This window comes from Rhizobium sp. 01N48 (assembly GCF_056399145.1).
Window position 1 is genome coordinate 240,603 of record NZ_JBFTQT010000008.1, and the last position, 13,804, is coordinate 254,406.

At 62.3% G+C, this 13,804-nt stretch carries 11 protein-coding genes and 2 pseudogenes; 7 read left to right on the forward strand and 6 right to left on the reverse strand.

The annotated features are described in order from the left end of the window. Positions 1-43: 43 nt before the first annotated feature. Positions 44-1,897: a M3 family oligoendopeptidase gene (locus AC1DOG_RS17245; protein WP_477929684.1), complete on the reverse strand. Its 1,854-nt coding sequence runs from the start codon at positions 1,895-1,897 to the stop codon at positions 44-46. Between the two features lie 209 nt (positions 1,898-2,106). Here AC1DOG_RS17245 and AC1DOG_RS17250 point away from each other — a divergent pair. From AC1DOG_RS17250 to AC1DOG_RS17265, 4 genes and pseudogenes are all read left to right on the forward strand, one after another. Beyond that, positions 2,107-3,361: pseudogene (locus tag AC1DOG_RS17250) on the forward strand (sigma-54-dependent transcriptional regulator); the annotation flags it as partial. An 86-nt stretch (positions 3,362-3,447) separates the two neighbouring features. After that, positions 3,448-3,660, forward strand: a pseudogene (locus AC1DOG_RS17255) (helix-turn-helix domain-containing protein); the annotation flags it as partial. A 180-nt stretch (positions 3,661-3,840) separates the two neighbouring features. Continuing rightward, positions 3,841-5,757, forward strand: coding sequence for a peptidoglycan L,D-endopeptidase MepK (locus tag AC1DOG_RS17260; RefSeq protein ID WP_037111523.1), 1,917 nt, complete (start codon positions 3,841-3,843; stop codon positions 5,755-5,757). Positions 5,758-5,851: 94 nt separating this feature from the next. Next, complete coding sequence (locus AC1DOG_RS17265; RefSeq protein WP_477929686.1) at positions 5,852-6,619, forward strand: pyrroline-5-carboxylate reductase; 768 nt, start codon at positions 5,852-5,854, stop codon at positions 6,617-6,619. A gap of 11 nt (positions 6,620-6,630) precedes the next feature. Here the strand turns inward: AC1DOG_RS17265 and AC1DOG_RS17270 are convergent, their stop codons facing one another. Then, positions 6,631-6,825 (reverse strand): hypothetical protein, encoded by a 195-nt coding sequence (locus AC1DOG_RS17270; protein WP_047509466.1) that lies wholly within the window; start codon positions 6,823-6,825, stop codon positions 6,631-6,633. Positions 6,826-6,927: 102 nt separating this feature from the next. Then, on the reverse strand, positions 6,928-8,040 hold the full coding sequence (locus tag AC1DOG_RS17275) for an NAD(P)/FAD-dependent oxidoreductase (RefSeq protein ID WP_477929688.1): 1,113 nt from the start codon (positions 8,038-8,040) through the stop codon (positions 6,928-6,930). 285 nt (positions 8,041-8,325) lie between these two features. On the opposite strand from AC1DOG_RS17275, the gene AC1DOG_RS17280 reads away from it, so the two are divergent. Continuing rightward, positions 8,326-9,762: an NAD-dependent succinate-semialdehyde dehydrogenase gene (locus tag AC1DOG_RS17280; RefSeq protein ID WP_047509464.1), complete on the forward strand. Its 1,437-nt coding sequence runs from the start codon at positions 8,326-8,328 to the stop codon at positions 9,760-9,762. A 90-nt stretch (positions 9,763-9,852) separates the two neighbouring features. Here the strand turns inward: AC1DOG_RS17280 and AC1DOG_RS17285 are convergent, their stop codons facing one another. The 3 genes from AC1DOG_RS17285 to AC1DOG_RS17295 form a co-directional block, all read right to left on the reverse strand. Continuing rightward, positions 9,853-10,116: a DUF2312 domain-containing protein gene (locus tag AC1DOG_RS17285; RefSeq protein ID WP_018899724.1), complete on the reverse strand. Its 264-nt coding sequence runs from the start codon at positions 10,114-10,116 to the stop codon at positions 9,853-9,855. A 90-nt stretch (positions 10,117-10,206) separates the two neighbouring features. Beyond that, positions 10,207-10,512, reverse strand: a complete 306-nt coding sequence (locus tag AC1DOG_RS17290; protein WP_477929691.1) for a DUF1244 domain-containing protein — start codon at positions 10,510-10,512, stop codon at positions 10,207-10,209. Positions 10,513-10,527: 15 nt separating this feature from the next. Next, a complete protein-coding gene (locus AC1DOG_RS17295; RefSeq protein WP_477929709.1) occupies positions 10,528-11,316 on the reverse strand; it encodes an N-formylglutamate amidohydrolase in 789 nt (262 codons plus the stop codon). Positions 11,317-11,560: 244 nt separating this feature from the next. Between AC1DOG_RS17295 and AC1DOG_RS17300 the strand changes: the two genes are divergently transcribed. Together AC1DOG_RS17300 and pyk are read left to right on the forward strand one after the other, a co-directional pair. Then, entirely contained in the window at positions 11,561-12,046 is a 486-nt protein-coding gene (locus tag AC1DOG_RS17300) for a DUF1036 domain-containing protein (RefSeq protein ID WP_111563360.1), read from the forward strand. Continuing rightward, a complete protein-coding gene (pyk, locus tag AC1DOG_RS17305; RefSeq protein ID WP_477929693.1) occupies positions 12,046-13,485 on the forward strand; it encodes a pyruvate kinase in 1,440 nt (479 codons plus the stop codon). The genes AC1DOG_RS17300 and pyk overlap by 1 nt, the downstream gene beginning before the upstream one ends. Positions 13,486-13,804 lie beyond the last annotated feature (319 nt).

Genomic DNA, 13,804 nt, shown 5'->3' on the forward strand with positions numbered 1-13,804 from the left:
TTTCAGTGGCGTGAGAAGCGCGCTACTGGCGCTTCTATCCACCTCAGCCCTTATCTAGCGCTTCCAGCTCGTCGATCAGCCCCTCGATCATCGACAAACCCTTGCTCCAGAACGACGGATCTGTGGCGTCGAGGCCGAAGGGCTTGAGGAGTTCGGAGTGATGCTTGGTGCCGCCGGCCTTCAGGAGCTCGAAATACTTGTCCTGGAAACCCTGATCGGCCTTCTGGTAGACGGCGTAGAGCGAGTTTACCAGGCAGTCGCCGAAGGCATAGGCGTAGACGTAGAAGGGCGAGTGGATGAAGTGGGGGATGTAGGTCCAGTAGGTCTCGTAACCTTCGGAGATATTGATCGCCGGGCCGAGGCTTTCGGCCTGGACGGACAGCCACAATTCGCCGATCTTCTCGGCCGTCAGCTCGCCTTCCTTGCGCGCGGTGTGAACCTTGCGCTCGAATTCGTAGAAGGCGATCTGGCGCACGACAGTGTTGATCATGTCCTCGACCTTCTGGGCGAGCATCGCCTTGCGCTCGCGCTTGTCCTTGGTCTTGTCGAGGAGGGCGCGGAAGGTCAGCATTTCGCCGAAGACGGAGGCGGTTTCGGCAAGCGTCAGCGGCGTCTGGCACATCAGCGCGCCCTGGCCGCCGGCCAGTACTTGGTGAACGCCGTGGCCGAGTTCATGGGCGAGCGTCATCACGTCGCGCGGCTTGCCGAGATAGTTGACCAGCACATAGGGATGGGCGGAGGGGACGGTCGGGTGCGCGAAGGCGCCGGGCGCCTTGCCGGCGCGAACCGGCGCGTCGATCCATTCCTCATCGAAGAAGCGCTTGGCGATCGCGGCCATCTCTGGAGCGAAATTGCCATAGGCGGAGAGAACGGTGTCCTTGGCCTCGGTCCAGGAGATGACGGCATTGGAGGTTTCCGGCAACGGCGCGTTGCGGTCCCAGAACTCCATCTGATCCATTCCAAGCCACTTCGCTTTCATGGTGTAATAGCGGTGCGACAGGCGCGGATAGGCGTCGCGGACGGCGGCGGCCAGCGCATCGACCACTTCGCGCTCGACGCGGTTGGCGAGGTGTCTTGAATCGGCGATGTCCTCGAAGCCGCGCCAGCGGTCGGAAATGTCCTTGTCCTTGGCGAGCGTGTTGGTGATCAGCGTGAAGACGCGCAGATTGTCCTTGAAGGTCTTGGCGAGCGCCATGGCGCCCTTGCGGCGCACCTCGGGGTCGCGGTCCTGCAGCATGTTCAGCGTCACTTCGATCGACAGCATCTCTCCATCCACCTCGAAGCGCAGCTCGGCCATGGTCTCGTCGAACAGGCGGTTGAAGGCGGCGGCCGAGGTCATCGACTTCTCGAGGAAGAGCTGTTCGAGCTTGTCGTCGAGCTGGTAGGGCTTGTCCTTGCGCAGATCGACCAGCCACGGACGGTAGTGGCCGGCATCGGGGTCGTTGGCGATGCATGCGTCGATCACGGCGTCGTCGATGCGGTTGAGCTCGAGCGTGAAGAACAGCAGGTGGCCGGAAAAATCGGTGATCTTCGCCTGCACGTCGCCATAGAGCTTGCCGTTGGCCGGGCTCGACGTGTCGGAGAAATAGGTGAGGCCGGCGAACGAGCCGAGGCGGCCGATGATGTCGTCGAGCGCTTCATATTCCTTCAGCGCCTGGCCGATGCCGTCTGCGCCCTTCTTGGTCGCGGCGTCCGAGAGCTTGCCCTTCCACTTGGCTTCGAAGGCAAGAGAGTCCTTTTCGGCCTTCGCCATGTCGGCCTTGAAGGCGTCGGAGGTGGCGGAAGGATAGAGGTCCTGAAGCTTCCAGGTCGGGAGGTCGCCGAGTTCGATCGCCTTCGCGGAACCGGCATTGCTTACCGAAAAGTTGTATTCGGCGCCGAAGAGCGGGTTTTTCATAAGCGGGATCCTCTTCCTATTTTACGACAGGTCTGACTGTCTAAGCGCCCAAAGCCTTGGCATCAAGGGGCTTTTCGTCGCGCAGGAGCGTCGTTTCGAGGCGAATCCGCCTTCGTCACAAACGTTAAAATGCGATTATTTCTCAAAACTGGATGTTCAAGCCTTTCTGCGACATTGCCATTCAAGGTTTCGCATGAAGTGAGGCAGCAATGACCGGTTACAACGAGCACAAGGGTGCAGCGCAGATACTTGTCGTCGAAGACGATCCTGTACAGCGCAGACTGCTGAAGAACGCCATCGAGCGTCACGGACACGTCGTCCACCAGGCAGAGAATGGCCGGATCGGTCTTGAGATGGTGAAGAGGGCCGGTGGCCTCTACAACGTCATCGTTCTCGACCTGATGATGCCCGAGATGACGGGCCTCGAGTTTCTCGAGGCGATCCATGCCTTCGGTACGCAAATTCCCGTGATCGTCCAGACCGGGCAGGGGGGGATCGAGACCGTGGTGCAGGCGATGCGCGCCGGCGCCTTCGATTTCGTCGTCAAGCCCGTCTCGCCGGAGCGGATTTCCAATTCGATCGCCAATGCGCTGAAGCTCGATCAACGCGAGGTCAAGGCACGTGCCGGCCGGCGTTCGCGCTCCGGTGCCGTCGGCTTCGACGATATCGTGTCTGCAAGCCCGGCGATGATCCGCGTGCTGGATCTCGCCCAGCGCGCCGCGCAATCCAACATTCCCGTCGTGCTCGAAGGTGAATCCGGCGTCGGCAAGGAGCTGGTGGCCCGCGCCATCCAGTCCGGCAGCGACCGCTCCGGCAAGCCTTTCGTCACCGTCAACTGTGGCGCCATCCCGCACAATCTGGTCGAGAGCATTCTCTTCGGCCATGAGAAGGGTGCTTTTACCGGCGCCACGGAGCGGCATGTCGGCAAGTTCATGGAAGCCGATGGCGGCACCATCTTCCTCGACGAGATCGGCGACCTGCCGCTCGACGTGCAGGTGAAGCTGTTGCGCGCCGTGCAGCAGGGCGAGATCGAGACCGTCGGCGCGCGCACCGCGCACAAGGTCAATGTCCGTCTGATTTCGGCGACCAACAAGGATCTGATCGAAGAGGTCAAGAATGGCCATTTCCGTGAAGATCTCTATTATCGCCTCAACGTGTTCCCCATCACCATCCCGGCGCTGCGCAAGCGCAAGGAAGACATTCCGCATCTGGTGCGAGTGTTCACGGAGCGCTTCTCGAGCGAGCAGAAGAATGGCAACCGCATGACGGTTAATGCCGGCGCGCTGGCGCTGCTCACCGCTTACGACTGGCCGGGCAATATCCGGCAGCTCGAGAACGCGATCTTCCGCGCCGTGGTTCTGGCCGATGGCCCGGAGCTGACGGAGGCCGACTTCCCGCAGATCGCGGCGCAGCTTCCGGAATACGACGTGGTCGATCACCTAGCTCTGGTTGCCGACAACAGCAGCAATGTTCGCCTCGGCGAGATCGCCGCTGCCGAGTTCGGTGTCTCGCAGACGGTGGCCGACAATGTCGCTGCGCGGATCAACGATGCGCCCGACAACGCGATTTCGAGCACCAATCCATCAGGTGACGTGCGCAAGCTTGCCGATGTCGAAGAAGAGCTGATCCGATTCGCGCTCAAGTTCTATCGTGGCCAAATGAGCCAGGTCGCCCGCAAACTGGGCATCGGTCGCTCGACGCTTTACAGAAAGTTGAAGGACTACGGGATCGACCCGGACAACCCGCAAAAGGACGCTGCATAGGGTGTTTCAGTTAAGATTCCGGCAATCATCTTTTGTTACCAATCATAAACCACTTGTTAGTGGCCTGTTCACTATGTAAAGAAAAGGTTGATCATGTGTGGCATTTTTGCCATCGTGTGACCGCATTTCACAGTCAAGGGTCAGATTGAGGGACCATCGGCTGTCTGACGGGGATTGAGTTTGCCGGATCTGAATTGGAATACGAAGCCTTCGCGCCCGACATGGCGCAACAGGTGCGCAGACCTTTGCGGAAAGGTGACAAGGACGGCTATGGCCGCCCTTCTCGCAGTTGCAGTTTCGTCCCCGGTGCTCGTCGGCTCCAGTACGCCGTCGCAAGCGGCGGGCGAAACGCGTAGTCTCAAGCTTTACTTCATTCACACGGGTGAAAAGGCTGTCATCACCTATAAGCGCAACGGCAGGTTCGACCCCAAGGGTCTCGAGCAGCTGAACCGCTTCCTTCGCGACTGGCGCAAGAACCAGCCGACGAAGATGGACCCGCGCCTGTTCGATCTGATCTGGGAAGTCTACCGCCAGAGCGGTTCCAAGGATTACATCAACGTCGTCTGCGGTTTCCGTTCGCCGGGCACCAACGCCATGCTGAAGAGCCGCTCGCGCAATTCCGGCGTCGCCGAGAAAAGCCAGCACATGCTCGGCAAGGCGATGGACTTCTTCATTCCTGACGTAAAACTGGCGACTTTGCGCGCGATCGGCATGAAAATGCAGGTCGGCGGCGTTGGTTTCTATCCGAAATCCGGTTCGCCCTTCGTGCACATGGATGTCGGCGGCGTTCGCGCATGGCCGCGCATGAACCGCGACGAACTCGTCCGTCTGTTCCCGAACGGCAACACGATGCACATCCCGGCCGACGGCAAGCCGCTGCCGGGTTACGAGCAGGCGGTTGCCGATTACAAGCGTCGCGTCAGCGACAGCTCGGTGCAGATGGCAAGCTCCGGCGCCTATACCGGCTCGGCCAGCGAAGAGCGCAAGAAGCCGAAGACCTTGTTTGCAGCCCTGTTTGGCGGTGGCGCGGATGAGGAAGAGGATAACTCTGACGACAGCACGCCAGCAGTCGCCGTTGCCAAGGCAACGCCGCCCAAGGCCGCCGATATGCCGAACGCGGCTGATCCGAGCCAGGGTGCCCCGGCTCAGGCAGAGGCCTCGCAGCAGACCGAGGTCGCAAGCGTCAACGCGCCGATCCCGCAGGTGCGGCCGGCGTTCGCAAATCAGCCTGGCGGCAGCGAAGTGGCCAGTGCCCTTGTCGCTCCGCAATCGGGTAATGCAGCGCAGGATGCTCTTGCCGCTGTGACCGATCAGGGTCAGCAGGGCTATGCGGATCTCAGCGCGTATAGCGTTCCAGTGCCTTCGCTCCTCGGCGCACGTCGTTCTCCGGGAGACGCGGAAGTCGCTTCAGCCGATCCGGCTGCCGCGATGACGGGGAATCTCGCGGCCGTGCCGACGCCGGCTGAGCGTCCGGCTCTGGCAGAAAAGCTCCTGGCTGCAGCGAATGCCGATCCGGAAGCCGGTGTCGATGAGGCAGATCAGCAGGGTACGCTTTCTCCAGCTGTTGCCGATGCTCTCAACCAGCAGAACACTGCCAATCACGGCCAGCTTGCAGCCAACCAGCCGCCGGTATCGAGCGTCGAACAGGCTATAAACGCAGCGATGCCGCAAAAGGTTCCGGCTGAAAAGCCGCCGGTGCAGCTGGCAGCGCTTGCGCCCGCGACCAAGTCGGCAAGCTTCGGCGATGCCTTCGACGTGCCGAAGCCGGCAATAGAGCCGAGCGCTGCTCAGAGCCTGCCCTCGAAGGGTGGCCGGCCGACCAAGCATGAAGCCGCCGAAGCTGATGCCAGCCGCGCGACGGTGACCACCGAGCCGAAGCTGACGCAGAAGATCATCTCGCAGTGGGCGCTCAGCAATGCCCGCATGGAAATGGTCACCAAGCCGGTCAAGGCACCGCGTTTCGTCAGCCAGACGCTGCGCGCACAGCCGAAGGCCGTCTATGCCGAGGGCTTCACCAAGACGGCGTCGATCGACACGGGCCGCTTCAGCGGCACCGCGGTCAACTTCATGGAAGTGCGCAAGTTCGAATCGAACTAAGCCACCTTCCAGATCAGACAATCAGAACCGTCGGAGCGATCCGGCGGTTTTTTGTTGGTGGCGCAGGATGCGCGGCAAGTAATGGAGAGCGGCGATGAAGATTGGGTTCGTGGGTACGGGGACGATCACCGAGGCCATGGTCAAGGGGATGCTCGGCTCGTCGCTTGACCTGTCGCGGATCATCGTCTCGCCGCGCAATGGCGAGATCGCGGCACGCCTCGCGGCATCGTCGCCGCTGATCGAGATCGGCACCGACAATCAGGCCGTGGTCGATGCCGCCGATATCCTATTCCTGGCCATCCGGCCGCAGATCGCCGAGGAGGTGATCAAGGGCTTGCGTTTTCGTGCCGGGCAGAGCGTCGTCAGCGTTATAGCCGCGACCGACCGGGCGAAGCTCGAGGACTGGATCGATGCGCCTGTTACGATCACCCAGGCCATTCCGCTGCCCTTCGTTGCCGAGCGCGCCGGGGTGACGGCGATCTATCCTGAGAATGACACGGTCGCCGCGATCTTTTCGGCGCTGGGCAGTGCCGTCGCCTGCGAGACGCGCGCGGAGTATGATCTGCTGGCGGCGGCAAGCGCGCTGATGGCCACCTATTTCGGCATTCTCGATCGAACCACAGGCTGGCTCGCCGATCAGGGGATGCCTGCGGACAAGGCGCGGGCCTATCTGGCGCCGTTGTTCCTCAGTCTCGCGCAGGAGGCGGTCAAGCATGGCGAGACGCCGCTCACCGAACTCAAGGTGGAGTTCTCCACCAAAGGTGGCTTGAACGAGCAGGTGTTCGAGGACTTCGATCACAAGGGCGGCAGCGGCGCGCTGATCGCGGCGCTCGATCGCGTGCTGGCGCGGATCAAGAGGTAGGGCAGCCCGGTTCAGGGCTTGCCGGGATTGTCGTTGGCGGTCGTGCGAAACTGCTCGTCCTCGAGCACGCGCGCGCCGGTATCGAGCACCCGGATGACCATCTCGTAGATGTTGAGCGCGCGTTTGCTTGAGGGCATGCTGTTGTCGAGAATCGTGAGCGCCTGGCGCAGGCGCTCGGCCAGTTCCTTGTCGGTGATCGTCTTCACGAAATGCGCTCCGCAAGTTGCTCCTCTGACTGTGCAATCTACCGCGAATTGCGTGGTGAAACCACTATCCGAAGGTTGGAGACGAGCATTGTGCGCCACCTTTCAGCCGGCGATTTCGGACATGACGTGTTCGGCGAGCGCAAGCGACGAGGTGAGCCCCGGGCTCTCTATGCCATAGAGATGCACCATGCCGCTGACGCCGTGAACGGACGGGCCGTGAATGGCGAAGTCGGCGGCGGGCTGGCCGGGGCCGGAGAGTTTGGGGCGGATGCCGCTATAGGCGGGCTGCAGGCAGTTGTCGGCGAGGCCGGGCCAGTAGCGCCGGATCTCGTCGTAGAACCGCTCGCAGCGCGTCGGATCGACCTCGTAGTCGATCGCGTCGATCCACTCGACATCGGGGCCGAAGCGGATGGAGCCGCCAAGGTCCATGGTCAGATGCACGCCGAGACCGCCATCTTCCGGCACCGGGTAGATCAGCCGCGAGAAGACGTTGCGTGTCGGGGCGGCGAAGTAGTTGCCCTTGGCGAGATGGAGCTTGGGCACCGTGGCGTGATCGAAGCCCGAGACGAGGCGAGCGAGATCGTTGGCGTGCAGGCCGGCGGCGTTGATGAAATGGCGTGAGGATACGTCGTATTCCTCACCGCTCGTCTTGTCGCGGGTGCGCAGCACGAAGCGGTTGTCGGAGGCCTCGCCTGATATGATCTCGGTGTTGAGGGCGATGAAGGCGCCGTTCTCCTCGGCATCACCACGCAAGGATAGCATCAGCGCGTGGCTGTCGATGATGCCGGTCGAGGCCGAGACGAGGGCGGCGACGCAGTTCAGCGCCGGTTCGCGGGCCATCGCTTCCTCGCCGGAGATCAGCACCAGATCATCGACGCCGCATTCGGCCGCCTTGATGCGGATGGCTTCCAGTTTTTCGACCTGCGCCGGGCTGGTCGCGACGATGAACTTGCCGCAGCGGGCGTGGGGGATGCGCCTGTCCTCGGCGTAGCGATAGAGCCGCCCGCGGCCTTCGATACAGAGCCGTGCCTTCAGCGATCCTGGCGGATAATAGATGCCGGCGTGGATGACTTCGGAATTGCGGGAGCTTGTCTCCATGCCGATCATCGGGTTGGCTTCGATGACGAGCGTCTCCAGACCGCGCATCGCCGCTTCGCGCGCGATCGCCAGCCCGATTACGCCGGCACCGGCGATGATGCAGCCGACCTCATCCATTCCAATCCTCCTGCGTCGCCCCGATCACTACCGCAATCGGCGGGGCGATCAAAGTCCTGCAATCGTAGAGCTTTTGGCGTAGAGCTTTTGGCATAAGTGACATGACTGATTGGGGGGAGACACAGGACTGATTGGGGGGAGACACAGGCCTATTTCGGTCTATAACGTCGCATGCTCTGAGAAACAGCATCCGTTCGGCCTATATGAGGCATGTGCGGAGCGTGCCCCCCGGCTCGCCGTTCGCTGTCCGACAAATTGATTTGATGAAGACGACAAGGAATAATCATGCAGACCTATCCCGATGTGAAGCTGTTCATCGACGGCGAATGGAAGAATGCCGCCTCCGGCAAGACGCTGCCTGTTACCGACCCGGCCACGGGTGAGACCATCGGCACCATTCCGCATGCCTCCCGCGAGGATCTCGACGCAGCACTCGCCGCAGCCGACAAGGGCTTCCGCGTCTGGCGCGATACTTCGCCCTTCGACCGCTCGAAGATGATGCGCCGCGCCGCCGACCTCTTGCGCGAGCGCAAGGAAACCATCGCCTGGATGATGACGCGCGAGCAGGGCAAGCCGCTGGCGCAGTCGCTCGTTGAAATCGCCGGCGCCGCCGACGTGATCGACTGGTTCGCCGAAGAGGCGCGCCGCACCTATGGCCAGGTCATCCCTTCGCGTGCGCCCAATGTCACGCAGCTGGCAATCAAGTCGCCGGTCGGCCCGGTCGCCGCGTTTACGCCGTGGAACTTCCCGATCAACCAGGTTGTACGCAAACTTTCGGCCGCGATCGCCGCCGGCTGCTCGATCATCGTCAAGGCGCCCGAGGAAACCCCGGCATCGCCGGCCGAACTCATCCGCGTCTTTGCCGACGCCGGCATTCCCAATGGCGTCGTCAACCTCGTCTACGGCATTCCGGCCGAGATTTCCGAATATCTGATCTCGCACCCCGTCATCCGCAAGATCTCGTTCACGGGCTCGACGCCTGTCGGCAAGCAGCTGGCGGCGCTGGCCGGCCTGCACATGAAGCGGGCGACGATGGAGCTTGGCGGTCACGCCCCGGTCATGGTGTTCGATGACGCCAATGTCGATCAGGCCGTGTCGATCATGGCCGGCTCGAAGTTCCGCAATGCCGGCCAGGTCTGCGTCGCGCCGACGCGCTTCCTGGTGCAGGACGGCGTGATGGACCAGTTCACGGACGGCTTCGTCAAGGCTGCGCAGGCGGTCAAGGTCGGCAACGGTCTGGATGCAGGCGTCGAGATGGGCCCGCTCGCCAACGAGCGCCGCATCCCGGCTCTCGAAGAGCTGATCAACGACGCCGTGTCGAAGGGCGCAGAGCTCAAGACCGGCGGCCGCCGCATCGGCAACACCGGCAACTTCTTCGAGCCGACGGTGCTTGCCAACGTACCGCTTTCGGCGCGCGTGATGAACGAGGAGCCCTTCGGCCCGCTCGCCATCATCAACCGCTTCTCGACACTCGACGATGCGATCACCGAAGCGAACCGCCTGCCGTTCGGCCTGGCCTCCTTCGCCTTCACCAGCTCCAGCGCCACCGCGCAGGCGCTTGGGCGCCGCGTCGAAGCCGGCATGCTGTCGATCAACCACAACGGTCTCGCCCTGCCGGAAGTGCCGTTCGGCGGCATCAAGGATTCGGGCTACGGCACGGAAGGCGGCTCGGAAGCGATCAACGCCTATCTCGACGTGCGCTACGTCACGCAGCTTGGCTGATCGGCTGGGACAGAGAGACAAAAAGAAAGCCGCCGGGGCGACCCGGCGGCTTTTTTTATTGGTGGCGATCGTGTCGATCGTGAACGGAAATCAGGCTTCCGCCGGACCTTCGATCATGCCGAGGGCGGCGAGGTAGGTGTCGAGGATCGCTTCTTCCTCGAGGCGCTCCTGCTCATCCTTCTTGCGCAGTGCGATCACCTTTTTCAGGATCTTGGTGTCGAAGCCGGTTCCCTTGGCTTCGCCGTAGACGTCCTTGATATCGTCGGCGATGGTCTTCTTTTCTTCTTCCAACCGTTCAATGCGCTCGATGAAAGCGCGAAGCTGGTCGCGGGCAACGCCGTGGGCATCAGACATCGTGTTCTCCTGCTAGGGGGATAAAAATTCGGATGGCGTTGACTGCCGTGAAGATCAGCCGGGGTCAAGCCTATTCGACAGAGCCGGGGCTCATTTGTGCGGGTTGTTGCTTTCGAATGCGGCTTTTTGTTGAGGCGTCGCTTCGCTCTGGTAGCGGTTTTTCCACTCGTCGAAAGGCATGCCGTAGACGATCTCGCGGGCCTCGTCCTTCGTCAGTTCGAAGCCATCGGCATCGGCCGCGTCCTTGTACCAGTTCGACAGGCAGTTGCGGCAGAAGCCGGCCAGATTCATCATGTCGATGTTCTGCACGTCGGTGCGTTCACGCAGGTGCGCGACGAGGCGGCGGAAGGCGGCGGCTTCGAATTCGGTCTGTTGTTGCTTGCTGAGCGTGGTCATTGCGCTCTCCTCTTCTCAGTATGGGCCGGTGCGCGAGGTGTGCACCTGGTATTGATGCAGCGCCGGGTCGGCGTTCATCGTCGCGAAGATCGGCGCGAGCCGGTCGGCCCAGGCGGCGATACCTGCCGCGTCGCCGATCAGGTCCTGGCGAACCTCCAGCAGCGCATGCGGGATGCCCGTGACCATGCAATGCTGGTACATGGTGTCACCCTTCAGCGCGCCATCATAGGGCTCGTTGTCGCCGATCACCAGATCGGGATCGGCGCGCAGCAACTCAAGAAGCGGGGCGACGGCGCGGTGGTCGCTGTCCCAGAGCACGGCGGCATGCCATGGGCGCGGCACGTTTTTCCAGGCGGGCGTGAAGGAATGCAGCGAGAGCACCAGCGGCGCCTTGCCGGTGGCGGCGGCGACCTTCGCGATCGTCTCGCTGACGGCATTGTGATAGGGGCGGTGGAAATTGGCGATGCGGTCGTTCCACTCTTCCTGCGTGATCGGGTGATTGCCTGGAATGATGGCGCCGTCGGAAATCTTCATGATCAGCGTCGGGTCGTCCTCGCCCCGGTTCGGATCGATCAGCAGGCGCGAAAAGCCGCCGAGCACGGCGGGCACGCCAAGCTTTTCGGACAGCGCCCGCGTCAGCCCCTCGATGCCGATGTCATAGGCGATATGGCGGGCAAAGGCGCTCTCGGGCAGGCCCAGGCTGCCATAGCGTTCCGGCAGGCGGTTCATTGCATGGTCACCCAGGAGCACCATACCCCTGTCATGATGTCCGCCTAGAATTTCGAAGGATTGGAAGTCGTTCATCGAGGACAATGCCATTGACTGTTTGCAAGCGTGTCTCTGATCGCACGGGCGGGGGAAGGGTTCAAGCGCGCACCGTAATCAAACACCTGGCAAACACTTCGTGCCAGCCTGGCAATCTCCGCGCGATCCTTGCGGCGGTGAGTGCGCCTCTTGTTTGATGTCAGAAATATAATCGATTAGCATTGCGTTGACTTTCGCCGGGAGGCAGCGCAAGAAGGCACGACAACGAATAACCGGGAGCCAATTGGAAGTCGTGTTGATCCAGACCGCGCCATGTTTCCTTACGCGTTCCGGGCCGCTTGCCCGTTTTGCTCTTTTTGTTCTCGCGGCGTTCTCGCCGTTCTTCATTGCCGATGTGGCGCGCGCTGATTTTCGCGTCTGCAACGGTACGCAGAATCTAGTCGGCGTGGCGATCGGATATCGGGCCAAGGACGGCTGGATGACCGAAGGCTGGTGGCAGGTCCCGGCAACGACCTGCGCGACACTGATCGAGGGAGAGCTTCAGTCTCGCTACTACTACCTCTACGCCGAAGACGCCGCCCGGGGAGGACGATGGACGGGCGACGTGCAGATGTGCGTGGCGGAGAACGAATTCAAGATCACGGGCGTCAATGATTGCTACGCCCGTGGCTATCAGAAGATGGGGTTCAAGGAATATGACACGGGCCGCCAGGGCAGCTGGATGGTTCAACTTTCCGATACCCCAGGCACCCAGGAAAGTCCGAACTGATGAAGCGTAACCGCAAAGTAAAAATCCTCGCAACGCTCGGACCCGCCTCGTCCGAAGAAGCGATGATCGAGAAGCTGCACCAGGCCGGTGCCGACGTTTTCCGCATCAACATGAGCCATGCGAGCCATGACACGATGCGCACGCTGATCCAGCGCATCCGCGCAGTCGAAACCCGCAGCGGTCGTCCGATCGGCATTCTCGCCGACCTTCAGGGCCCGAAGCTGCGCGTCGGCAAGTTCGCCGACGTCAAAGTCGACCTGAAGCCGGGCGACACGTTCACGCTCGACAACAACGACACCCCCGGCGACAAGAACCGCGTGTTCCTGCCGCATCCCGAAATTCTTGAAGCCGTGAAGCCGGGCGACCGCCTGCTGATCGACGACGGAAAGCTCGCGCTGCGCGCTGAAAAGTGCGACGGCAAGAGCATCGTCACGACGGTTGTTTCGGGCACCCGGATTTCCGACCGCAAGGGCGTCAGCCTTCCCGACACCATCCTGACTGCCGGCGTCCTGACCGACAAGGACCGCGCCGACCTTGATGCGGTTCTGGCGACCGACGACGTCGACTGGGTCGCGCTCTCCTTCGTGCAGCGTCCGGAAGATCTGGTCGAAGTGCGCAAGATCGCGCGCGGCCGCGTTGGCCTGATGGCAAAGATCGAAAAGCCGCAGGCGATCGAACGGATCGAAGAGATCATCGAGCTTTCAGACGCGCTGATGGTTGCCCGTGGCGACCTTGGTGTGGAAATGCCGCTCGAAGCGGTTCCTGGCATCCAGAAGCAGCTGATCCGTGCCTGCCGCCGTTCGGGCAAGCCCGTCGTCGTCGCCACGCAGATGCTGGAATCGATGATCTCCGCGCCGGTACCGACCCGCGCTGAAGTCTCTGACGTCGCGACCGCCGTCTTCGAAGGCGCCGACGCCGTCATGCTCTCTGCTGAATCCGCGTCCGGCGATTATCCGGTTGAAGCCGTCTCGACGATGGCGTCGATCGCCAGCACCATCGAGCGCGAGCCGCACTATCCTGGGATCATCTACGCCCAGCGCGCCCAGGCGGAAGCCACCGGCGCCGATGCGATTTCGCTGGCTGCCCGCCAGATCGCCGAAACGCTGCGCCTGTCGGCCATCGTCTGCTACACCTCTTCGGGCACGACGGGCCTGCGCGCCTCGCGCGAGCGTCCGCAGGTGCCGATCCTGGCGCTGTCGCCTGTTATCCAGACCGCACGCCGCCTCGCCATCGTCTGGGGCCTGCACTGTGTGGTCACACATGACGCGACCGACCTCGACGACATGGTCAACCGCGCCTGCCGCATCGTCGCCGACGAAGGCTTCGGCAAGCCGGGCGACCGCATCATCATCTCGGCCGGCGTGCCGCTCGGGACACCGGGCGCGACGAACATGCTGCGCATCGCCTATATCGGTTCGGATGGCCAGAGCGGCTTCTGATCCGGATTTGGTTTGATTGAGTTGAGAACCCGCTGCCTCCTGGAGGTGGCGGGTTTTTTTGTTGTCGGGTTGTGCTGCATTGCCGGTTTCACTTGATCGCGAGGGTCGGCTTGCGGAAAAGATGATGTTGGGAACCGTGGTTCGAGCATCATGGCGGGCGTGGAGGGCGGGATACCCCCCTTGTAACTTGACGATTGCCGCATCGGATCTAGCTCCTCCCTGCGGTGACGGACCGGAGCCCGCTACCCCCTTGGGCGTTAAAGCCCGCGTCAGAGCCGGGGCCAGGTCCGTCGTTCCATCGAACCCGAACAGTCGCCAG

Coding starts and splice junctions, on each gene's coding strand:
- AC1DOG_RS17295 (WP_477929709.1), bottom strand. CDS start 11,316: ATGAACGACTTCCAATCCTTCGAAATTCTAGGCGGACATCATGACAGG.
- pyk (WP_477929693.1), top strand. CDS start 12,046: ATGAAGCGTAACCGCAAAGTAAAAATCCTCGCAACGCTCGGACCCGCC.
- AC1DOG_RS17265 (WP_477929686.1), top strand. CDS start 5,852: ATGAAGATTGGGTTCGTGGGTACGGGGACGATCACCGAGGCCATGGTC.
- AC1DOG_RS17280 (WP_047509464.1), top strand. CDS start 8,326: ATGCAGACCTATCCCGATGTGAAGCTGTTCATCGACGGCGAATGGAAG.
- AC1DOG_RS17245 (WP_477929684.1), bottom strand. CDS start 1,897: ATGAAAAACCCGCTCTTCGGCGCCGAATACAACTTTTCGGTAAGCAAT.
- AC1DOG_RS17290 (WP_477929691.1), bottom strand. CDS start 10,512: ATGACCACGCTCAGCAAGCAACAACAGACCGAATTCGAAGCCGCCGCC.
- AC1DOG_RS17275 (WP_477929688.1), bottom strand. CDS start 8,040: ATGGATGAGGTCGGCTGCATCATCGCCGGTGCCGGCGTAATCGGGCTG.
- AC1DOG_RS17285 (WP_018899724.1), bottom strand. CDS start 10,116: ATGTCTGATGCCCACGGCGTTGCCCGCGACCAGCTTCGCGCTTTCATC.